At 68.3% G+C, this 20045-nt stretch carries 20 protein-coding genes and 1 pseudogene; 11 read left to right on the top strand and 10 right to left on the bottom strand.

What is annotated here, in order from left to right; translation table 11 throughout:
* Positions 1 to 336: EAL domain-containing protein (locus AB0M88_RS47395; RefSeq protein WP_364113840.1), on the top strand; the 336-nt coding region annotated here is incomplete at its 5' end.
* A 180-nt stretch (positions 337 to 516) separates the two neighbouring features.
* On the opposite strand, the gene AB0M88_RS47390 is transcribed toward AB0M88_RS47395, so the two are convergent.
* Together AB0M88_RS47390 and AB0M88_RS47385 are read right to left on the bottom strand one after the other, a co-directional pair.
* Positions 517 to 1398, bottom strand: a complete 882-nt coding sequence (locus AB0M88_RS47390; protein ID WP_364113844.1) for a substrate-binding domain-containing protein — start codon at positions 1396 to 1398, stop codon at positions 517 to 519.
* 9 nt (positions 1399 to 1407) lie between these two features.
* Positions 1408 to 1737, bottom strand: a pseudogene (locus AB0M88_RS47385) (LacI family DNA-binding transcriptional regulator); the annotation flags it as partial.
* A gap of 109 nt (positions 1738 to 1846) precedes the next feature.
* Between AB0M88_RS47385 and AB0M88_RS47380 the strand changes: the two are divergent.
* The 5 genes from AB0M88_RS47380 to AB0M88_RS47360 are packed head-to-tail and all read left to right on the top strand — an operon-like array spanning position 1847 to position 7007.
* Positions 1847 to 3115, top strand: coding sequence for an ABC transporter substrate-binding protein (locus tag AB0M88_RS47380; RefSeq protein WP_364113838.1), 1269 nt, complete (start codon positions 1847 to 1849; stop codon positions 3113 to 3115).
* Positions 3112 to 4053, top strand: a complete 942-nt coding sequence (locus AB0M88_RS47375; RefSeq protein WP_364113836.1) for a sugar ABC transporter permease — start codon at positions 3112 to 3114, stop codon at positions 4051 to 4053. The genes AB0M88_RS47380 and AB0M88_RS47375 overlap by 4 nt, the downstream gene beginning before the upstream one ends.
* Positions 4050 to 4955, top strand: coding sequence for a carbohydrate ABC transporter permease (locus tag AB0M88_RS47370; protein ID WP_364113834.1), 906 nt, complete (start codon positions 4050 to 4052; stop codon positions 4953 to 4955). The genes AB0M88_RS47375 and AB0M88_RS47370 overlap by 4 nt, the downstream gene beginning before the upstream one ends.
* A complete protein-coding gene (locus AB0M88_RS47365) occupies positions 4952 to 5950 on the top strand; it encodes an NAD-dependent epimerase/dehydratase family protein (RefSeq protein ID WP_364113832.1) in 999 nt (332 codons plus the stop codon). The genes AB0M88_RS47370 and AB0M88_RS47365 overlap by 4 nt, the downstream gene beginning before the upstream one ends.
* Positions 5951 to 5984: 34 nt before the next feature.
* On the top strand, positions 5985 to 7007 hold the full coding sequence (locus tag AB0M88_RS47360; protein WP_364113830.1) for an aldo/keto reductase: 1023 nt from the start codon (positions 5985 to 5987) through the stop codon (positions 7005 to 7007).
* Positions 7008 to 7130: 123 nt separating this feature from the next.
* On the opposite strand, the gene AB0M88_RS47355 is transcribed toward AB0M88_RS47360, so the two are convergent.
* The 7 genes from AB0M88_RS47355 to AB0M88_RS47325 form a co-directional block, all read right to left on the bottom strand.
* The gene (locus tag AB0M88_RS47355) at positions 7131 to 7562 is read right to left on the bottom strand and encodes a hypothetical protein (RefSeq protein ID WP_364113828.1); all 432 of its coding nucleotides are present in this window, start codon (positions 7560 to 7562) and stop codon (positions 7131 to 7133) included.
* Positions 7563 to 7627: 65 nt separating this feature from the next.
* Positions 7628 to 10282 (bottom strand): ATP-dependent chaperone ClpB, encoded by a 2655-nt coding sequence (gene clpB, locus AB0M88_RS47350; RefSeq protein WP_364113826.1) that lies wholly within the window; start codon positions 10280 to 10282, stop codon positions 7628 to 7630.
* 7 nt (positions 10283 to 10289) lie between these two features.
* Positions 10290 to 10610, bottom strand: a complete 321-nt coding sequence (locus tag AB0M88_RS47345) for a chaperone modulator CbpM (RefSeq protein WP_364113824.1) — start codon at positions 10608 to 10610, stop codon at positions 10290 to 10292.
* Positions 10607 to 11617, bottom strand: coding sequence for a DnaJ C-terminal domain-containing protein (locus AB0M88_RS47340; RefSeq protein ID WP_364113822.1), 1011 nt, complete (start codon positions 11615 to 11617; stop codon positions 10607 to 10609). The genes AB0M88_RS47345 and AB0M88_RS47340 overlap by 4 nt, the downstream gene beginning before the upstream one ends.
* A 15-nt stretch (positions 11618 to 11632) precedes the next feature.
* Positions 11633 to 12256, bottom strand: a complete 624-nt coding sequence (locus AB0M88_RS47335; protein ID WP_364113820.1) for a nucleotide exchange factor GrpE — start codon at positions 12254 to 12256, stop codon at positions 11633 to 11635.
* A 43-nt stretch (positions 12257 to 12299) separates the two neighbouring features.
* Positions 12300 to 14183, bottom strand: coding sequence for a molecular chaperone DnaK (gene dnaK / locus AB0M88_RS47330; RefSeq protein WP_364113818.1), 1884 nt, complete (start codon positions 14181 to 14183; stop codon positions 12300 to 12302).
* A 332-nt stretch (positions 14184 to 14515) separates the two neighbouring features.
* Positions 14516 to 14863 carry a MerR family transcriptional regulator gene (locus AB0M88_RS47325; protein ID WP_364113816.1) on the bottom strand — a complete coding sequence of 116 codons (348 nt, stop codon included), beginning with the start codon at positions 14861 to 14863 and terminating at the stop codon, positions 14516 to 14518.
* A gap of 216 nt (positions 14864 to 15079) precedes the next feature.
* Here AB0M88_RS47325 and AB0M88_RS47320 point away from each other — a divergent pair, with 216 nt between their 5' ends.
* Both AB0M88_RS47320 and AB0M88_RS47315 read left to right on the top strand, forming a co-directional pair.
* Positions 15080 to 15505: an Hsp20/alpha crystallin family protein gene (locus tag AB0M88_RS47320; RefSeq protein WP_364113813.1), complete on the top strand. Its 426-nt coding sequence runs from the start codon at positions 15080 to 15082 to the stop codon at positions 15503 to 15505.
* 253 nt (positions 15506 to 15758) lie between these two features.
* Complete coding sequence (locus tag AB0M88_RS47315) at positions 15759 to 16133, top strand: Hsp20/alpha crystallin family protein (protein WP_364113811.1); 375 nt, start codon at positions 15759 to 15761, stop codon at positions 16131 to 16133.
* A 137-nt stretch (positions 16134 to 16270) separates the two neighbouring features.
* Here AB0M88_RS47315 and AB0M88_RS47310 read toward each other — a convergent pair whose 3' ends face one another.
* Complete coding sequence (locus AB0M88_RS47310; protein ID WP_364113809.1) at positions 16271 to 16663, bottom strand: hypothetical protein; 393 nt, start codon at positions 16661 to 16663, stop codon at positions 16271 to 16273.
* 389 nt (positions 16664 to 17052) lie between these two features.
* Between AB0M88_RS47310 and AB0M88_RS47305 the strand changes: the two genes are divergently transcribed.
* The 3 genes from AB0M88_RS47305 (at position 17053) to AB0M88_RS47295 (ending at position 19804) form a co-directional block, all read left to right on the top strand.
* Complete coding sequence (locus tag AB0M88_RS47305) at positions 17053 to 17694, top strand: HD domain-containing protein (protein ID WP_364113807.1); 642 nt, start codon at positions 17053 to 17055, stop codon at positions 17692 to 17694.
* A gap of 102 nt (positions 17695 to 17796) precedes the next feature.
* Positions 17797 to 18285: a hypothetical protein gene (locus AB0M88_RS47300; protein WP_364113842.1), complete on the top strand. Its 489-nt coding sequence runs from the start codon at positions 17797 to 17799 to the stop codon at positions 18283 to 18285.
* Positions 18286 to 19516: 1231 nt separating this feature from the next.
* Positions 19517 to 19804, top strand: coding sequence for a hypothetical protein (locus AB0M88_RS47295; RefSeq protein WP_364113805.1), 288 nt, complete (start codon positions 19517 to 19519; stop codon positions 19802 to 19804).
* The last annotated feature ends 241 nt before the right edge of the window (positions 19805 to 20045 follow it).

Here is a 20045-nt window from a genome sequence, read left to right as displayed (position 1 = left end):
GTCGAGGCGCTGCTGCGCTGGCGGCACCCGACCCGGGGCCTGCTGGTGCCGCCGGTCTTCCTGCCGATCGCCGAGGAGAGCGACCTCGGCGTCAAGATCGGCACCTGGGTGCTGCGCACGGCGTGCCACCAGATCGCCGCCTGGCAGCATCCGGCGATGCGGATGAGCGTCAACGTCTCCAACCGCCAGTTCTGGCACGGCAACCTGATCGAAGACGTCGTCGAGTCCCTGACGGCCGAAAACCTCGACCCGAGCAGCCTCGCCTGGTCGGGGAACTGGGCTGCACCCACGGCCAGGGCTACCTCTTCTCCCGGCCGGTCCCGGCCAGCCAACTGAACTTCCACCTGGACGTGCGGGCGATCTCAGTCACGGACTGAAAGCACCACTCACAGCGTGCGGGCAGGCACCGGAGCTGGTTGGTGGCGCTCAGCGCGATGGCCAGTAGGACGGCGAATGCCAGCGTCATCAGGATCAGGGCCGGCCTTCATTCGGTGGCCGGTGAGCCGTGCGCGCTGGTCAGTCCGGGCCGGCGTGTCTGGTGGTGCTCGCCCGGACGATCAGGTCGATGCGCCACTGCTCGTTCGCTATGTCGCGTACGCCGTTTTGCAGCATGCCGAGCACGATCTCCGCGGCGTGCGCGCCCTGCTGCTTGGGTGACTGGGCGACGGTGGTGAGCCCGAAGAACTCGGCCAGGTCGTGACCGTCGATGCCAACGATGGAAACGTCGTCGGGAACCCGCATGCCGAGGTCGCGGGCGGCGAGGATGGCGCCGATGGCGATCTCGTCGGAGGCCGCGAACAGCGCGGTGAGGTTCTGCCGCGGATCGCTGAGGGCGTTCTTGGCGGCGGCGTACCCACCGGCGATGGTGAAGTCGGTGGGGTAGAACCATTGGTCGGGCGTCGGCAGATCGTGTTCGCTCATGGCGGCGAGGTAGCCGCGATGGCGGGTTTCGGGATGCCGGAAGTCCGTCTCGCTTTCCGGGTCGCCGCCGATGATGCCGATGCGGCGGTGACCGAGCGAGATCAGGTGGCTGGTCGCGAGCTTCGCGGCGCCGAAGTTGTCGATGCCGAGGGTGTAAGCGCCCTCGAACGGGTCGCCGATGGCCAGGACGGGTCGGTCTACCTGTTGTAGTCGGGTCAGCTCGTCCGCCTCGAGTTTGATCGAGGCGGTGATCAGGGCGTCCACCCGCTTGCGGAGCAGGAAGTCGTTGAAGATGGCCGACCGGTGCTCGGCGGACCCGTTGAAGTTGTAGAGCGTGAGGTCGTAGCCCGCGGTGATGAGCCTCGACTCGACTCCGGCGAGCAACGAGTTGAAGTACCAGCGTTCCACGTACGGCAGGACGAGCCCGATGTTGCGGTTACGGCCGGTGGCCAGGGTGTAAGCGCTCGACGATGCCACGTACCCGAGGCTCCGGGCGGCTTCGCCGACACGCTGGATGGTGGCTGCGGAGATGCGGCTGTGGCCGTTCATCGCGCGCGACGCGGTAGAGACGGAGACTCCCGCCAGCCTGGCGACGTCCTCGATGCTGGATGCCAACCTGTCCGGTCCTTCCCTCCGCCCGCGCCGGGGCACCTGCCCACCCGAACTGAAAGTATAGGACCCGGCCGTGCAAACGCTAGGCACAACGGTCCGCGAACAGAGCGTTGGAGGACTGAAATCTGGCAGCCTCAGTTGGACCCTGCTCCCCTTCTCGTAGTGCAGTTGTGGGTGTAGCGGGACTCGGAAGTGATCAGTCATTAACAGTCGGTCTTGCGCAAGCGCTTGCACACGGCTTAGATTGCGATCACGCAGGCGACCACAGCGCGTCAAGAGCGGCTCGCCAGTCAGACCTCCGTGGAGGCACCACATGGGTAAGCGTTCAAAGTTGATCAGGACGAGTCTCGCCGCTGTCGCGGCGAGCGCTCTGGCCTTGGCCGGATGCGGTTCCGGCGGTAGCGGTGGGGGATCGGGCAACGACAACGGCGTCGGGCCCATTACCTTTGCCTCCGGCAAGGACTTGACCGGTGCGATGCCGCAGCTGCTGGCGGCCTGGAACAAACTCCACCCGGACGAGAAGGTCACCTTCATCGAGCTCTCCGCGTCGCCGGACGATCAGCGGAACTCGTTCGTGCAGGACCTTCAGGCCAAGAGCGACCGGTACGACGTGATGTGGGATGACGTGGTCTGGACGTCGGAGTTCGCGGCCCACGGCTGGCTGGCGCCGCTGTCGAAGGATGCAGTCGGTGGCCCGGGGGTACTGCCGGCGGCGGTGGCGACGGCCACCTACAACGGCACCATGTACGGCGCGCCGTTCATGACGAACGCTCAACTGCTGTACTACCGCTCGGACCTGGTAGCGAAGCCCCCGACCACCTGGGCCGAGCTCGAGGCGGACTGCAAGATCGCCACCGCGCACAACATGACGTGCTACGCGGGCGGTCAATTCGCCCAGTACGAGGGCCTGACCGTCAACGTGGCCGAGGCGATCAACTCGGCGGGGGGATCGATCCTCAGCAGTGACGGCAAGACGGTCACCGTCGACTCACCCCAGGCCCGGGCCGGTCTGCAGCACCTGGTCGACCTTTTCCAGAAGGGTTACGTCAACAAGGCCGCGATCACCTACCAGGAAGAGCAGAGCGCCAACGCCTTTCTCAGCGGCAAGTCGATGTTCCTGACGAACTGGCCGTACGTCTACACGGCGGCGAGCGCGAAGGGAGCGGCGACGGCGGGCAAGTTCAAGATGGCGCTCATCCCGGGCCAGAACGGGCCCGGTGTGTCCTCGCTGGGCGGGATCGACCTCGGCGTCTCGGCGTACTCGAAGCACAAGAAGACGGCCGAGGACTTCGTCGCCTGGATGCAGTCGGAATCGAGTCAGAAGATCCTCGTTTCGGTCATGAACCAGGCGTCGGTGCTGACCAGCCTGTACACCGATCCGGACCTGGTGAAGGTGTCGCCCTACCTGCCGACGCTCAAGCAGGCGTTGCTCGTGGCGAACCCGCGACCGAAGACGCCGAACTACAACGCCGTCACGTTGGCCATTCAGCAGAACGCGTACGCGGCGTTGCAAGGCAAGGCCTCGGTCGATGCCGCGATCACGAAGATGTCATCGGATCTCAAGCAGGCGATTCAGCAATGACGTTCGCGGATCGGAAGCAACCCGCCGGTGCACGCGGGTTGCGCCGGCCGCGGCTGCCGGGCGGCCCCGACGGCAAGGCCGCCTTCTGGCTGGTCGGCCCGGCGCTGCTGGTGCTGGCGGCGATCATCGGTTACCCGATCGTCAAGGCGGCGATCCGTTCCCTGTACGCCGACGGGATCGACGTGCATCAGCCGTTCGTCGGCCTGCACAACTACGCCGCCGCGCTCTGGGGTTCGAGCAGTTCGACGTTCTGGGCATCGGTCGAGGTCACGGCCCTGTTCACCGTCGTCACGGTGCTGCTGGAGACGCTCATCGGGCTCGGTATGGCGCTGGTCATGAACCGGGCTTTCCGGGGCCGTGGGCTACTCCGGGCCAGCGTGCTCGTGCCGTGGGCGATCCCGACCGCGGTCACGGCCGTGCTCTGGAAGTGGAGCTTCGATCCGGCGGGGATCATCAACGCGGTCACCGGCTCGCATCTGGTGTGGACCGGCTCGGAATGGCCGTCCCGGATCGCGATCGTGGTGGCCGACACCTGGAAGACGGCGCCGTTCGTGGCATTGCTGATCCTCGCCGGCCTGCAGGTCATCCCGGAAGACGTCTACACGGCCGCGATGGTGGACGGCGCCGGGCCGTGGCAACGCTTCCGCTTGATCACACTGCCCCTGGCTCGTCCGGCGATTCTCGTCGCGGTGCTCTTTCGCATGCTCGACGCCTTGCGGATGTATGACCTGCCGCAGATCTTCACCAACGGGGCGAACGGCACCACGACCGTGTCGATACTCGTGGTGCGGGCAACGCTGAGCCAGCTCAAACCTGGGTACGGCGGCGCTCTGTCGACCTTGACGTTCCTGCTGATCTTCATCGTTGCGTATGCCTTCGTGCGGCTGCTCGGCGTCAACGCCGTCGCGCATGCCGGCGACCGGACGGAGCCGGCATGACCCGCGCGATGGCCGCCACGTCCATGCCGCATGGCGACATCGCTGAGGCGAACCCGCCGGCGCACCGCAGCCGGAAGGGAAGGGCAGGGAAAATCTGGCTGTACGTCGCGGCCGCCGCCATCGTGGCCTACTGCTTGCTGCCTTTCTACTGGATGGTCGTCTCCAGCCTGCGCTCACCGGCCCACATCTTCGACACATCGCTCCTGCCGCCGCACCCCACGTTGCTCAACTACCGCGCGGTGTTCAGCCGTCAGAACACCTTTGGCCTGGCCCTGCGTAACAGTACGGCGATCGCCGGCTCGGTCACCGTCCTGGCGCTGCTGCTCGGCATCTCCGCCGCGTACGCCCTGACCCGGCTGCGGTTCGCGGCCAAGAACGTCGTGCTCGGTCTGTTCCTGGCCACCTCGATGTTTCCCGGCGTGGCCATCCTGACGCCGCTGTTCGGGCTGTTCGCCGACCTCGGCTGGATCGACACCTACCGGGCCATGGTGATCCCCGACATCAGCTTCTCCCTGCCCCTGGGCATCTGGGTGCTGACCAGCTTCTTCCGGGCCATGCCATGGGAGCTCGAGGAGGCCGCCCAAATCGACGGGTGCACGCGGCGCCAGGCCTTCATGAAGATCATCCTGCCGCTGGCCGTGCCCGGCGTCTTCACCACCGCGATCCTCATCTTCATCGCGGCCTGGAACGAGTTCATGATCGCGAACTCCATGTCGCAGACGTCACGATCGCAGCCGGTCACTGTCGCCGTCGCGCAGTTCACCGGCATCTCGCAGTTCGACCAGCCCTACGGCACGCAGATGGCGGCCGGGGTGATCGTCACGATCCCGCTGATCATCATCGTGCTCATCTTCCAGCGCCGCATCGTCAGCGGTCTCACCGCGGGCGGTGTGAAGGGATGACCAGTCCGACCAGCGTGCTGTTCGTCGGTGGCACCGGCATCATCAGCGCCGCCTGCGCACGCCAGGCAACGGGCCAAGGAATGCGGGTCTGCGTGCTCAACCGGGGCCGATCCGGCCGTCCGCTGCCCGAAGGCGTGGAGGTGCTTACGGCGGACATCAACGATCGGGCGGCGGTCCAGGCGGCCCTGGGCGGCCGGGAGTTCGACGCGGTAGTCGACTGGGTCGCCTTCGGGGCCGCCGACATCGACCGTGATCTCGACCTTTTCGGTGCCCGGACCGGCCAATTCGTCTTCATCAGCTCGGCATCGGCCTACCAGACACCGCCGGAGAGGCTGCCCATCCGCGAGACGACGCCGCTCAGCAACCCCTTCTGGGTGTACTCGCGGGAGAAGATCGCGGCAGAGTCCCGGCTGACGGCCGAGGCCGCGAGGCGGGGTGTCTCCTGGACCATTGTCCGGCCGTCGCACACGTACGACGAGACGATGGTGCCGTTCGACGGCGGCTGGACCGCTGTGCAGCGAATGCGTGACGGCAAGGGCGTGGTCGTACCCGGTGACGGCACTTCACTGTGGACGATCACGCACAGCCGTGATTTCGCCGTCGGGCTCGCCGGGCTGCTGGGCGTCGCGCAGGCGATCGGCGAGATCTACCACATCACGACGGACGAAGCGATCACCTGGAACTCGATCTACCGGGCGATGGCCGCAGCGGCGGATGCCGATCCGGACCTCGTACACGTGCCGTCGGACGCCGTCGCCACCGTGCACCCGGAATGGGGCGCCGCGCTGCTCGGCGACAAATCACACTCGATGATCTTCGACAACACGAAGATCAAGCGTCTTGTGCCGGCCTTCTCCGCCACCACCCGGTTCGAGGAAGGGGCCCGGGAGATAGTCGCCTGGCACGACGCCGCCGCCGTCCGGCGTCGCTGCGACCCCGCCATCGACCACGCGATGGACCAGCTCGTCGCGGCCTACAGGCCCCGGCAGCTCTAGGCACGCACCGACCACGACAGCAGGAGACCACTCAGTGCAATACACCAAACTCGGCTCGTCCGGCGCAGTCGTATCGCGGTTCGCCCTCGGCACCATGACCTTCGGTTCCGCGACCGACAAGGACGAGGCCCACCAGCAGCTGAGCACCTTCCTGGACGCTGGCGGCACTCTCATCGACACCGCCGACATCTATACCGACGGCACGTCCGAAGAGATCGTCGGCGCCTGGCTGCAGAGCCTCGACGAACCCGCCCGGTCGCAGGTCTTCCTGGCCGGCAAGGCTCGCTTCCCGGTCGGCGTGACCGCGCGCGACGCCGGGCTCTCCCGCCGGCACCTGCGAAGGGCGCTCGACGCGTCGCTGACCCGGCTCGGCGTCGATCACATCGACCTGTACCAACTGCACGCCTGGGATCCGCTGACACCGATCGAGGAAAGCCTGGACTTTCTCGCCGACGCGGTGCGGCTGGGCAAGATCTCGTACGCGGGTGTCTCGAACTTCACCGGCTGGCAGACCGCGACAGCGGCCGCCTATGCGCGCGGACGACTGCCACTGGTATCGGCCCAGCCGCAATACAACTTGCTCACCAGAGAGGTCGAGTGGGAGATCCTGCCCGCGTCCGAAGCCGCCGGTCTCGCCGTACTGCCATGGTCGCCGCTGGGCGGCGGCTGGCTGACCGGCAAGTACACCCGGAACGCGAATCCGGCCGGAGCCACCCGGCTGGGAGACAACGCCGCCGCCGACGGTGTCGAGGCATACCACCGCAGAGTCGATCTGGACCGTACCTGGGCGGTGATCGACCAGCTCGCCGCCATCGCGGCCGACCGGGAGACCACCAGCGCCACGATCGCCCTGGCGTGGTTGCTGTCGCGGCCGGCCGTCACCTCCCTCATCCTCGGGGCACGCACGACCGAGCAGCTCGTCGCCAACCTTGGCGCAGGAGAGATGACGCTCTCCGGCGAGGAGTTGCGGTTGCTGGACGAGGCCAGCGACCCGCACCCGGCGGACTACCCGTACGGACAGCCGGGCCGCGATCAGCGATCCCGCCCGATGAACTGACTGCCTCGTCCAGGACAGATCGGAGAGCTGCGTCCTGGCTGTCTGCTGCAGTTTTACCCCGCTCGCCGTGTCCTCTGACCCGGCGGGCGCCTTCAACGGTGTGATCCTTTGACCCTGCGATGGTCACCTGGTGGTTGCGGCGGTGTCGGTTTCGACTGGCGTTGGTGTGGCCGCGGTCGTGTGGTGGTGTGGCACGCCCCGGGTCAGCCGCCGCAGCGACGTGCCGGAGTGGTGCCGCCGTGCTGCTGGCCGGGTGTCGCTCGGCGCGGCGGGTGGTTCGGTGCGCGGTGGCCACGGGTGGTGCGGGCAGTCGGGATCGCACCACAGCGTGCGGTGGCCGCGGCGTTCGAGTTCGGCCTGGGCGAAGCTCATCCAGGCCGGCGGTTCGTACGGGGTTTCCCGGCCGGCCAGGTAGGCCGGGTAATCGGGGTCGCCGACCGGACGGCTGCGCTTGTGGATGCACAGATTCGCGAGGACGTCGTCGACCTCGTGCGGGGTGGCGGCGATGTGCAACAGCCACCGGTCGGTGACCGGAGGTGGCGGCTGCAGCCACATGATGATCACCTCCAGCGTGATGTTGGTCTTTCCAGCAGTTGCCAGGTTGGTTCGGGGCGACGCGCTCAGGCCGCCTGAGCGGCGGTGGGTGCTTGATCCGGATGGTGCGATGCGGTCCAGGTGACGGTGAGCCCGTCGTCGTTGTAGTCGACGATCACGGTGGAGCCGTCGGTGACGTCGCCGCCCAGCAGGGCCCGGCCGATCCGGGTCTCGACTTCGCGCTGCAGGTAGCGGCGCAGCGGCCGGGCACCGTAGACCGGGTCGAAGCCCTCGGCGGCGATGTGCCGGCGCGCCGCCTCGGTCAGCTGCAGATCTAGGTTCCGGTCGGCCAGCCGGTGGCGCAGGTCGGCGACGAGCAGGTCGACGACCTTCTCGATCTCGGTCAGGGTGAGCGGTTTGAACAGCACGACGTCGTCGACGCGGTTGAGGAACTCAGGCCGGAAATGCGCCCGCAGTTCGCTCATCACCCGCGTACGGGCGTCGTCCTTGATCTCGCCGTCCGGGGTGACACCGGCCAGCAGGTGCTGGGAGCCGATGTTGGAGGTCATCACCACGACGGTGTTGCGGAAGTCGACCGTGCGGCCCTGGGCGTCGGTGAGCCGGCCGTCGTCGAGCAGCTGCAGCAGCGTGTTGAACACGTCCGGGTGGGCCTTTTCGACCTCGTCGAACAGCACCACGCTGTACGGCTTGCGGCGTACCGCCTCGGTGAGCTGGCCGCCCTCGTCGTAGCCGACGTAGCCGGGCGGTGCGCCGACGAGCCGGGAGACGGTGTGCCGTTCCTGGTACTCGCTCATGTCGAGGCGGATCATGTTGTCCTCGCTGTCGAACAACGCGGCCGCGAGGGTTTTCGCGAGCTCGGTCTTGCCGACGCCGGTCGGCCCGAGGAACAGGAACGAGCCGATCGGCCGGCGCGGGTCCTTGACGCCGGACCGGGCCCGGATCACCGCGTCGGCGACGAGCTGCACGGCCTCGTCCTGGCCGACGACGCGTTCGTGCAGGATCTCGTCCAGGCGCAGCAGTTTCCGCCGTTCGCCCTCGACGAGGCGGGAGACCGGGATGCCGGTCCAGCGCGAGACGATGCCGGCGATCTCGTCGTCGGTGACGGCCTCGCGCAGCAGCCGTCGCTGCCCCTGCTTGCCGGCCAGGCGGTCCTCCTCGGTGGCCAGGCGGCGCTCGAGGTCGGGCAGCTTGCCGTGGCGCAGCTCCGCAGCCCTGTTCAGGTCGTAGGCGCGTTCGGCCGCGTCGGCGTCGCGGCGGACCTGTTCGATCTCCTCCCGCAATGCCTGCACCTTGCGGATCGCCGACCGTTCGGCCTGCCACTGCGCCCGCATCGCGTCGACCTCGCCCCGCAGATCCGCCAGTTCCTTACGCAGCTGGTCGAGCCGCGCCGTGCTAGCCGGATCGTCCTCTTTGGCCAGAGCCGCCTCCTCGATCTCCAACCGGCGCAGCCGGCGCTCAGCCTGGTCGAGTTCGGCGGGCTGGGAGTCGATCTCGGTGCGCAGCATGGCGCAGGCCTCGTCGACCAGGTCGATGGCCTTGTCCGGCAGGAACCGGTCGGAGATGTAGCGGTGCGACAGGGTCACCGCGGCGACCAGGGCGGCGTCCTGGATGCGTACGCCGTGGAACACCTCCAGGCGTTCCCGCAAACCGCGCAGGATGCTGATCGCATCTTCGACGCTCGGCTCGTCAACCACGACGGGCTGGAAGCGGCGCTCCAGGGCGGCATCCTTCTCGACGTGCTTGCGGTACTCGTCGAGGGTGGTGGCGCCGACCATGTGCAGCTCGCCGCGGGCCAGCATCGGCTTGAGCATGTTCCCGGCATCCATGGCGCCTTCGGAGCCGCCGCCGGCGCCGACGACGGTGTGCAGTTCGTCGACGAACAGCAGGATCCGTCCTTCGGCCGCCTTCACCTCGCTGAGGACGGCCTTGAGGCGTTCCTCGAACTCGCCGCGGTACTTCGCGCCGGCTACCAGGGAACCCATGTCGAGGGCGAACACGGTCTTGTCCCGCAGCCCTTCGGGGACGTCGCCGTGGGCGATGCGCTGCGCCAGTCCTTCCACGATGGCGGTCTTGCCGACGCCGGGGTCACCAATCAGGACCGGGTTGTTCTTGGTTTTGCGGGACAGGATCTGCACGACCCGGCGGATCTCGGTGTCACGGCCTATGACCGGGTCGAGCTTGCCGGCCCGGGCGTCGGCGACCAGGTCCCGGCCATACTTGTCCAGGGCTTCGTAGGCGACCTCCGGGTTGGCGGAGGTGACCCGCTGGTTGCCGCGGATTCCCGTCAACGCCGACAGCAGCCGGTCCCGGGTCAGGCCGTGGCCGGTCAACGCCCTCCCCGCGGCGGAGCCGGACCCCTCCTCGGCCAGCGCGAGCAGCAGGTGCTCGATCGAGACGTACTCGTCCTTCAGCCGCTTGGCCTCCCGGTCGGCGGTGTCCAGCAGCCGCGACAGGCGCTGGGTGACGAACACCTGGCCGGGCTGCGTGCCCGGCCCGGAGACCCGCGGGCGGCGGCCCAGTTCAGCCTCCACCGTGGCGCGGACGGCGTCCGGGTCGGCACCGGCCTGCGCCACCAGACGGGGCGCCAGCCCATCGGGTTGATCGAGCAGGGCGAGCAGCAGGTGCTCGCCGTCGACCTCGACGTGCCCGAACCGCAGCGCCTTGGTCTGCGCGTCGTGTAGTGCTTCCTGCGATTTCTGGGTCAAACGGTTGGCGTCCATCAGCTGATCACCTCCGATATCCGTTCATGCGAGCCCGCGGTGCAGCCCGCAGTGCCGCTTCCAATCCCTCGACGCGGTCGAGCAGGTCCAGCACCACCCCGACCGCGGTGTAGTTCAGGCCCAGCCCGGCCCGCAGCCGGGTGATACGCCCGGCCCGTTTCAGCTGTGTGGCGGGCAGCAGCATCCCGGCCGGGCCGCAGACGGTGTCGAGCAGCCCGAGCGCGACCAGCCGGGCGACCTCGTGCGCATCCAGGCCGGTCGCGGCGGCGAACTGCGCCACCGTCAACGCAGGCGCGGGTGTCTGCCGCGCCGGGAGGTAGCGGGTCATGGCCGGCCCCTTTCCGCCCCGGCGCGAGCACCTCGCGGGTCGAAGGTGGTGGTTTGCGCGAGGCGCTGCCACAGCTCCCGCTCTTCCGCGGTGGGCGCGGCCGGTACCACGATTTTGACTTCGGCGTACAGGTCACCCGCAGGCCCGTTCGGGTTGGGCATGCCGCGGCCCCGCAGCCGCAACCGCCGCCCGGACGACGACCCGGACGGCACCTGCACCTGTACCCGGCCGCCCGGCGTGTCGACCGGCACGCTCGCGCCCAGTGCCGCCTCCCACGGCGCGACCGGCAGGTCGACGTTGATGTCACGGCCGTCGACGCGGTAACGGGGATCAGGGGTGAGCCGCACGATCAGGTACAGGTCGCCGCGCGGACCGCCCCCAAGCCCGGCCGCGCCCTGGCCGCCGAGCCGGATCCGCTGCCCGTCGACCACACCGGCCGGAATGGTCACGTCGAAGCTGCGGGGACCCGACGCGGTCTGCAGAGTGATCCGCCGCCGGCCGCCGGCGTACGCGTCCTCCACGCTCAGCTCGAACTCGGCCTCGCTGTCCGCGCCCGGCGCCGACACCCGGCTGCCACGGCCGAAACCGCTGGGGCCGGCGGCCCGGCCGCCGAACAGGCCACCGAGCAGGTCCTCGATGTCGACCCCGCCGAACCCGTTCTCGCCGAACCCGGCCCCGCCGAAGCCCGCGGGGCCGCCGGTGTTGACGTACACCCGCCGGCCACCGGAACCGCCGAAGCCGCCGGTGCCGGGGACAGGTCCGTCGTAGTCCTCGGGAACCTGCCGCCACTGTGCGCCGTACCAGTCGTAGCGGGCCCGTTTCTTCGGGTCCGACAGCACTTCGTAGGCCTCGTTGATGTCCTTGAAGCGGTCCTCCGCACCGGGCTCTTTGTTGATGTCCGGGTGGAAACGGCGGGCCAGCTTGCGGTAGGCCCGCTGAATGTCGTCCTGCCCGGCTGACCGCTGTACACCCAAGACCTGGTAGTAGTCGGTTGTTGTGGTAGCCACCGCTTCACCCCCTTCCTAGCTGTGCTGCTCTGTCCGTTCGTGCCGCTCACCCGCGGCGGGCGGCTGCTGGAGCTCGGGTGCCTGCGCAACGGTCACGATCGCCGGGCGCACCAGCGTCCCGTCGGCGGCGGCGTAGCCGGCCCGATGCACGTCGGCCACGGTGCCCGCCGGCACGCCGTCGGCGGCTGGAACAGATCCGGCTGCTTCGTGCCGGGCCGGGTCGAATCGGACTCCGGCGGTGTCGATTCGCTGAAATCCAAGGCCGTTGAGCGCGTCGATCGCCTGGCTGTGCACGGCGCGGACCCCGGTGACGATCGCGGCCGGGTCCGCGTCGGCGTGCCGCAGCGCCAGTTCCAGGTTGTCCAGCACCGGCAGGAACGCGGCCGCTGTGCGGACCCGTTCCGCACGGGCCTGTTCGGCTAGTTGCCGCTCGAACCGCTTACGCAGGTTGTCCAGCTCGGCCACTGCGCGCCGCCACCGGTCCTCCACCTGGGTCACCGTGGGACCGGCGTCCTTCGCGCAGGGATCGGCCGGGGCGCCGGCCGGCGCGGTGTCCGCGTCGGCCTGCACCCCGTTCTGCCCCAGGGCCCCGGCAGCGTCCGCGTCGTGCGGGTGGGCATGGTGCTTGGCGCTGGTCATATCAGGTCACCTCCGATTGGTCGACTCACCGTGCGCCCGAGGCTCATCCGGCCGGGGAGTAGTCCGCGTCGATCACGTCGTCGCCGCCCTGAGCGCCGGCCGGGGCGCCGGTCGCGCCGTCACCGCCGCCGGGCGCCGCCGTGGTGGCCAGGCCGTGCAGCATCTGCTGCAGGTCGGCGGTCAGCGATCGCACCCGATCGAGCGGTGCCTCGTCCTTGATGGCCTGGCGGGCGTCGCCGATGAGCATCTCGGCGCGGGCCTTGTCATGCGTGGCGACCTGGTCACCGAGTTCGGCCAGACGGCGTTCGAGCTGGTAAGCGACGGAGTCGAGCGTGTTACGGGCGTCGACGGCCTCGCGCAGCCGGGCGTCCTCGGCCCGGTGCTGCTCGGCGTCGGCGATCATCCGCTGCACCTCAGACTCCTCCAGGGTGCCGCTGCCGGAGACGGTGATCTTCTGCTCCGTGCCGGTCGCGGAGTCCTTGGCGGAGACGTTGAGGATGCCGTTGGCGTCGATGTCGAAGGTGACCTCGATCTGCGGCACCCCGCGGGGCGCGGGCGGGATGTTCTCCAGCCGCAGCCGGCCCAGGACCCGGTTGTCGGCCGCCTTCTCCCGTTCGCCCTGCAGCACGACGACGTCGACGGCGGGCTGGTTGTCCTCGGCGGTGGTGAAGGTCTCGCTGCGCCGGGTCGGGATGGTGGTGTTGCGTTCGATCAGTCGAGTCATCAGCCCGCCGAGCGTCTCGACGCCGAGCGACAGCGGGGTGACGTCGAGCAGCAGGACGTCCTTGACGTCGCCCTGCAGCACGGCGGCCTGCACCGTGGCACCGAGCGCGACGACCTCGTCGGGGTTGACCGACATGTTGGGCTCTTTGCCGCCGGTCAGCCGCTTCACCAGGGCCTGCACCGCCGGGATCCGGGTGGAGCCGCCGACCAGGATCACTTCGTCCAGGTCGTTCTCGCTGATCTTCGCGTCGGCCAGGGCTTGGCGCACCGGGCCGAGGCACCGCTCCACCAGGTCGGCGGTTAGCTGGTCGAACTTGGCCCGGGTGACCGTGGTGATCAGGTGCTTCGGCCCGGACGCGTCGGCGGTGATGAACGGCAGGTTGATCTGCGTCTGCGTCACCGACGACAGTTCCGTCTTGGCCTTCTCGGCCGCCTCGTAGAGCCGCTGCAATGCCTGCGGATCGGTGCGCAGGTCGATGCCGTTGTTCCGCTGGAATTCCTGCGCGAGGTGATCCACCAGGCGCCGGTCGAAGTCGTCGCCGCCCAGGTGGGTGTCGCCGGCGGTGGAGCGCACCTCGACCACGCCGTCGCCGACGTCGAGGATGCTGACGTCGAAGGTGCCGCCGCCGAGGTCGAAGACCAGCACGGTCTCGTGGCCCTTCTTGTCGAGGCCGTAGGCCAGCGCGGCGGCGGTGGGCTCGTTGATGATCCGCAGGACGTTCAGACCGGCGATGCGGCCGGCGGCCTTGGTGGCCTGCCGTTGCGCGTCGTTGAAGTACGCGGGAACGGTGATCACCGCGTCGGTGACCTTCTCCCCGAGGTGTTTGGCGGCGTCGTCGACGAGCTTGCGCAGCACCTGCGCACTGATCTCCTCCGGCGCGTACTGCTTGCCCCGGACGTTGAACCGCACCGAACCTTCCGGGCCGGCGGTGACGTCGTACGAGACTTGGCCGGCCTCGTTCTTGATCTCATCGTGGCGGCGGCCGATGAACCGTTTCGCCGAGGAGATGGTGCCCTTGGGGTTGAGCACCGCTTGCCGGCGGCCGAGCAGGCCGACGAGGACCTCGCCGGAGTCGGTGAAACCGACCACCGACGGGGTGGTGCGGCCGCCCTCGGCGTTCGCGATCACCTGCGGTTGACCGCCCTCGTAGACGGCCACGACGGAGTTGGTGGTGCCCAAGTCGATACCTACGGCGCGTCCCATGATCAACCTCCTTCGCGCTGGCGGGAATCGCCGAAGCTCTTGTCCTCCACAGATAAAACTTGAGCCGAGCAGTGTCAACTCTTTCGGTGTTGTGCAGGTCACAAATTCGGTCCTGGCGCTCGGAAACCGGGGAGTGCTAGAAAATGTCTCAGCGCACCTGTTCCGGTTGCGCGGGGCCGGGACCGGTTCGGCCTGAGGCCCCTTCTGCCGAGAGTCCGCGCCCGCGGGTGAGCATGCCTCCCGCGGGTGCGTTGACTTTTCGCCCGGGGTCTCGGCCACTCCTTAGCGGTCGCCCACCGGCGAGCCACCCGACACTTGTCCGACAGGCACTCTCAGCTCGCGATCAGCGCGACCGGCTCGGCGCAGTACAGCGACCGTTCGGACGAAGCCGTCGGCGAGTCGGCAATCACCACATCAGGCGCTCGTCCCAGCACCGCGCGCGGGGGAATTGGCGGCGGCACCGCCTCGCATGCCGTCGACTTCAGCGCGCAGCGACGCCACCTCGTCTCGAGCGCGAGGATGCGGCCGATCCCATTCAGGTTGATGCCTTCGGCGGCCAATGCCGCGGTGCGGCGCACGAGCGTGACCTCACGCGGGCTGTACAGCCGCATGCCACCACCGGTCCGCCGGGTGCAGCAGTCCCGCCCGTTCGTAGCCGCGCAACGGACGCGCTCCCACACCGGTCATCTCGGTGACGACGGAGATCGGGTACAAGCCTTCCGCCGCCCCATCGGCGGAGTCGCCGACGGGCGCCGCGGATTCCCGGAAGCCGGGCCTTGACAGTGTCATGGGTTCGTTGTATGGGTAGAGACAAGTTGAGTCAAGGGCACTCAACACCGGGAGATCCCCGGGACAACGAGACCCTTTGGTGAAGGAGCACCGAGGAGGAGATGACCATGCTGATGCGTACCGACCCCTTCCGCGACATCGACCGCGTCTTCGAACAGCTCACCGGCACCGCCAGCCGACCCGCGGTCATGCACGTCGACGCCGAACGCGACGGCGACTGGTTCAACGTCTACTTCGACCTGCCCGGCGTCGACCCCGACTCGATCGAGCTGACCGTCGAGCGCAACGTCCTCCAGGTCAAGGCCCAGCGTCAGCGCCAGACCAAGGACGGCGTCGAGACCGTGCTCTCCGAACGGCCGATGGGCGTGTTCAGCCGGCAACTGTTCCTGGCCGACACCCTCGACACCGACAAGCTCGAGGCCACCTACGACAACGGCGTCCTCGAACTGCACATCCCGGTCTCCGAGAAGGCCAAGCCGCGCAAGATCAGCATCGGCTCCGGCAACTCGGGCCGCAAGCAGATCAAGGCCTGACCGTCGCCGACACCTTGTCCCACATATGACCTTTCTCCTGGTCCCCTCCGAAGCGGCCCGGCCACCGTCACCCCGGGGCCGGGCCGTGACCGACCGCTGTGAGCAGAGCCCCCGCGAGTAAAACCGTGGCGGGCGCGCTGTGGACAAATCTGTGGAGCAAGCGATGACACTTCCGGTTCTTCGATCGAATTCTGCTGCGGGCGCTCCAGCGCTCGTCGAGCCGCTACGCGAGTTCGCTCAATTGCAGCAACGGATGAACGACCTGCTGTCGACGGTCCTGAATGGCAGCCCGCTCGCCGGCAACGGGTGGACCCCGCTGGCCGACATCACCGAAACCGACGACGCCTACCTGGTCGAGATCGACCTGCCCGGCGTCGACCGCAAGGACCTGACCGTCGAGGTCGCCGGCGACCAGCTGCGCGTGTCCGGCGAAATCGTCGAGAAGGAGAAGGTCGGCTGGCTGCGGCACCGCACCCGCCGCGTCGGCCAGTTCCACTACCAGACCCTGCTGCCCGGCGGCATCGATGCCGAGCAGATCAGCGCCGACCTCGCCGACGGCGTGCTCAGCGTCCGCGTGCCCAAGAGTGAAACGGCCAAACCGCGCCGGATCACCGTCAACGCAAGCTGACTCGCACCGACCACTCCTTGTTCTGGCTGTTCTGGCTGATTCGCCAAAGGAGGTGCTGGCGGATGTGACCGCTCCATCTGGTGAGCAGTGGAACCAGCCTCGGGGTGGTGCGCAGTGCGCAACGCCGGCTGGTGCGGTCAGCGCCATACGGTGAAGCGAACGGTCTGGATCTCCGGCTCGATGTAGTCGACTTGGTATAACACGCGGAACACCGTGCCGTCGGGCACGTTGGTGGCCAGCGCCGTGCGTTGGCTCGGGGACGTGGAGCAAGCTTGCACCGGCTCGCTGTAGGTGGGGTCTCCGCCGCCGGGAAGCAGGTAGGCCACAAGGAACGTCTGGCAGTTGTCGCCCGGGTGGTGGATGTCGCGGATGTGGGAGACCGCGATGGTGGTGCACGCCGACTTGGGCACGGCCACCGGGGCTGAGGCGACGCGGCCGGCTGCGTAGAAGCCGGTGCCGGGTTGTGTCGGCGTGCATGCGCCGGTTGAGGTGTGGGCTGCGGCGGCCGTGGCGGGCGCGAGCGCGGCCATGGCGGCTACCGCTAGGGCGGTAGCGATACCTGCGGGTCTGTTCATGTGAGCTACAGTGCTCCGAGCACCAGGTCTGCCCCGATGACCTTAAGTAACTGGCACAGTTCCGGGAGTAACCGCCTGGCCGCGCCCGCGCCTCCATGCCCTCCGCCGCAGTAACGCTTCGTGACCGCGGTAGACGCCGTCCGGGTGGGGCAGCTCAAACCATCACGCAGCGGGTTGCCCGACCCTCGATGAGGCCAACTCGCGCCGTCATGGTGGGGCCCGTGTGAAGCCGTCAGAATCGCCGGCCGAAAGGGTGAGCGGGTGAAGGAGCACGGTCCGGATTTAAGGGGTTCGTGGCCGGACGAGGGCGGCGCCCGGTCGCTCGGAGGCGCAGCATGGAGGTTATGCCAGAGCTCATCGCGGGACTGCGGATTCCGTCGACACCGGCGGTCGCCGAGGCGACTAGGCTGCTTCAGGACACGACCGGCCCTCTCATCTACCACCACTCCCGGCGGGTTTTCCTGTTCAGCCTGCTGCACGCCGAGCGGCTGGGCCTTTCACCGGACCCGGAACTGCTCTACCTGGCCGCGATGTTCCACGACACCGGCTTGCAGACTCCGTTCTCCCCCTCCGTCGAACAGCGCTTCGAGCTCGACGGGGCCGACCATTCCCGGGCCTTCCTCCGCGAACGGGGCTTCCCGGCGGCCGCCGCCGACACCGTCTGGACGGCGATCGCGCTGCACACCACGCCCGGCATCCCCGGCCGAATGGGTCCGGAGATCGCCGCCACCTACTTCGGCGTGATGACCGACGTGGCCGGCTTCGGCTGGAACGACCTCGACCACGACCGGCTCGATGAGATCGTCGCCGCCCACCCGCGGGACGACTTCAAGAACGAGTTCCTGAAGAGTTACTTCGACGGGTTCAAGGACCGGCCCGAGACCACCATCGGCACCGTAAACGTCGACGTGGTCGAACATTTTCTCCCCGGCTTCCACCGCACCACCACCATCGAGCGGGTCATGAACTCGCCCTGGCCGAGCTGAAGGGTTTGAACAAGCCGGTTCCCCGATCTCGCCGCAGCGCTCGCCGCGCACCTGCCTCCTGCGTGATCGTCGACGGCGAGGCACTCATCTTCGACCCAGACGCTGGGCGGACCTCGTTCACACTGCTACACCGCCGGCCGTCGCATCATTCAGGAAGCCAGCCAGCACCGGGCCCACTTCGTCGCCTTCGACCTGCTCCGCGACGCCGACGGCCGCGAACTTCTGCACGAGCCGCTCCCCGAACGACGTCGCCGCCTCGAGCAACTGTTCGCCAGCGCCGGACTGCAACTGCCGATCTGCCACCAGACCCGCGACCGCGAACTCGCCAAGACGTGGTTCGTGGATCTGACAGTCGCCGGCGTCGAGGGCCTCGTCGTCAAGAAAACCGCCGGCCGGTACCGGCCCGGCCGAGCCAACGGCTGGCTGAAGGTGCCTTCTGTCGGGGAGACGTCTCCTGGGCCGAGCAGCAGCGAGCCGATCGTGCCGGCGCGGCGTCCCTCGCCTGCCTTCCAGCCGAGGATAAGAACCTCTTGGGTACGCACCAGCGGCACCTTGGTCCATGAATCCGCCGAGCGCCGACCCGGCCGGTAAACGCCGTTGCGCCGCTTCGCCACAACCCCTTCCAGCCCGCCGAGCTCCGCTGCCCGCAGGACCGCCGTTGCGTCGACGTCGGTGAAATGCGACGGTGTTCGTATCGCCGCAGCGTCGAATCTGCGCTGAAGTTTTTCCAACTCCAGCGCGTCTCCGATCCGGGAACGATCGTCCGGGTGGACGACGTACCAGCGGATCGTGTACGCCAGGAACGCTGTATCGATGTGCAATCCGCCGGCCGGCAGTGACATCCGCTTGTTTGGCCGGTCCGGTGCGGTCAGGTGCAGATCGATCGTGGCCGGGTTGCGCTTGTGTGGCCGCGGCGGGCTGCCGGGCTTCAGCTCATCCCAGCTGATGACCTTCCGGAGTTGACGGTGCAGGATCAGGCCGTCCGGAGTCAGAGTGATGCTCGGCCTGTTCGTCATGGACCAGAGCAGGAGGTATGACAGGAGTACCACGGCGATGGTGATAAAGACTGTCGTCGACGCGCCGAGCTGCGCGATCCGTGCCCGGTCTTGGTTGGGTACCCGTTCGACAGGGATGATCCGGGCGACGAGCGCTGCCGAGACGATCATCCATGCCCTGTGTCGCGGGGACGTCCGCGCGCTGAACCGGTGCCCGGCGGGGTTGCTGTCCCAGGCGACTGGGCGACGGCGGAAGGCGTCGGTGAACAGGGTGTACATCCCGGCCGGAATGGCTGCGCTCGCGGCGATCAACAACAAGAACATCGTGAGGCCGGCCCCGAAAGGCCGGATTCGCCAGGTCAGAGGCTGCAGCCACACTGTGGCGCCGAATGACGACGCGAAAGCCAGAACCGCGAAAGGCGCAGCGAGCAGAGCGCGAACCCGCGGTCGCACCACCACGTCGAGAAGCCCTGGCACCTGATCATCGTGCCCGACGTTTCGTACGGTCGATGGCTGTTTCAGCCAAGCCCTGAGGTGGTACCGAAGATTTGAGGAGTGTACGGATTTGCCGCCGATCGTGCGGGCCGACAAGCTGTGGAGGCGCCTGGTGTCGGCAAGGGCGGACCCGGTGGTGAGACGTCGGCGAGCTGGCGGCCTGTCGGCCGCTGACGCTGCAGGTTTCGGCGATCGGGGTCTAGCTGGGGTCGCGGCCGACGCACGATCGGCCCCGGCGGTGGGAGCGGATCGGGGTCGCTGCCCTTGGCTGTACGCGTTACGGCGCGTTGTCGTACCGCGAACCAGCGCAGTCCGGGATAGCCTTACCGTATATGGCTACCTATCGCAGCGCCTCAGTGCTTATCTCCTCGGACGGCACCAGGACCCCTGGCACCGCCGCGCTCTTCGCCGAGCCTGCCCGCAAGGGTGGTGCCGCGCCGTGGGCCGGCGACTTCCGCCCCGCCAACAGCGCCGGCAATGGCCCTAAGAACGCGGTCGGGAAGACCTTCACGTTGGAGCTGCCCGACGGCAGCACCGGCAAGGTCGTGGTCCAAAGCCTCAAGAGTGGAAAGGGCGGCGTCGTGCTGGCGTTGATGGGCGAGGACGCACCCCCCTTCTGATCAGGAACCTGATCGCCGCCGAGGTCACACCGGCTGGACAGCCGGTATATGGCCCTGCCGGGCATGCGTTCAGATGGCTGCCGGGGGCGTGCCTCACCGTTGGCTGTGCATCCACGATGGGGGTGCGGTGAACAAGTAGCCGCCGGTCGAGCGTGGCCAGGGCACCGGCGGCCATCATGTCGGAGGCGGCGAAGGTCGCGTCGAGATCCGGCGCCTGACGTAGCAGCCGTTCCGTGGCGGC

It is taken from the genome of Actinoplanes sp. NPDC051411, assembly GCF_040682075.1.
Classification (GTDB): domain Bacteria; phylum Actinomycetota; class Actinomycetes; order Mycobacteriales; family Micromonosporaceae; genus Actinoplanes.
The sequence above is the reverse complement of the archived record's forward strand: the minus strand, read 5'-3'. Positions and strand labels throughout refer to the sequence as shown.

Excerpts from the sequence above, each read along its gene's own strand:
- AB0M88_RS47315 (WP_364113811.1), top strand. The coding sequence starts at position 15,759 with ATGAACGACCTGCTGTCGACGGTCCTGAATGGCAGCCCGCTCGCCGGC.
- AB0M88_RS47305 (WP_364113807.1), top strand. The coding sequence starts at position 17,053 with ATGCCAGAGCTCATCGCGGGACTGCGGATTCCGTCGACACCGGCGGTC.
- AB0M88_RS47320 (WP_364113813.1), top strand. The coding sequence starts at position 15,080 with ATGCTGATGCGTACCGACCCCTTCCGCGACATCGACCGCGTCTTCGAA.
- AB0M88_RS47295 (WP_364113805.1), top strand. The coding sequence starts at position 19,517 with ATGGCTACCTATCGCAGCGCCTCAGTGCTTATCTCCTCGGACGGCACC.
- AB0M88_RS47365 (WP_364113832.1), top strand. The coding sequence starts at position 4,952 with ATGACCAGTCCGACCAGCGTGCTGTTCGTCGGTGGCACCGGCATCATC.
- AB0M88_RS47380 (WP_364113838.1), top strand. The coding sequence starts at position 1,847 with ATGGGTAAGCGTTCAAAGTTGATCAGGACGAGTCTCGCCGCTGTCGCG.
- dnaK (WP_364113818.1), bottom strand. The coding sequence starts at position 14,183 with ATGGGACGCGCCGTAGGTATCGACTTGGGCACCACCAACTCCGTCGTG.
- AB0M88_RS47335 (WP_364113820.1), bottom strand. The coding sequence starts at position 12,256 with ATGACCAGCGCCAAGCACCATGCCCACCCGCACGACGCGGACGCTGCC.
- AB0M88_RS47345 (WP_364113824.1), bottom strand. The coding sequence starts at position 10,610 with ATGACCCGCTACCTCCCGGCGCGGCAGACACCCGCGCCTGCGTTGACG.
- AB0M88_RS47370 (WP_364113834.1), top strand. The coding sequence starts at position 4,050 with ATGACCCGCGCGATGGCCGCCACGTCCATGCCGCATGGCGACATCGCT.
- AB0M88_RS47310 (WP_364113809.1), bottom strand. The coding sequence starts at position 16,663 with ATGGCCGCGCTCGCGCCCGCCACGGCCGCCGCAGCCCACACCTCAACC.
- AB0M88_RS47375 (WP_364113836.1), top strand. The coding sequence starts at position 3,112 with ATGACGTTCGCGGATCGGAAGCAACCCGCCGGTGCACGCGGGTTGCGC.
- AB0M88_RS47355 (WP_364113828.1), bottom strand. The coding sequence starts at position 7,562 with ATGTGGCTGCAGCCGCCACCTCCGGTCACCGACCGGTGGCTGTTGCAC.
- clpB (WP_364113826.1), bottom strand. The coding sequence starts at position 10,282 with ATGGACGCCAACCGTTTGACCCAGAAATCGCAGGAAGCACTACACGAC.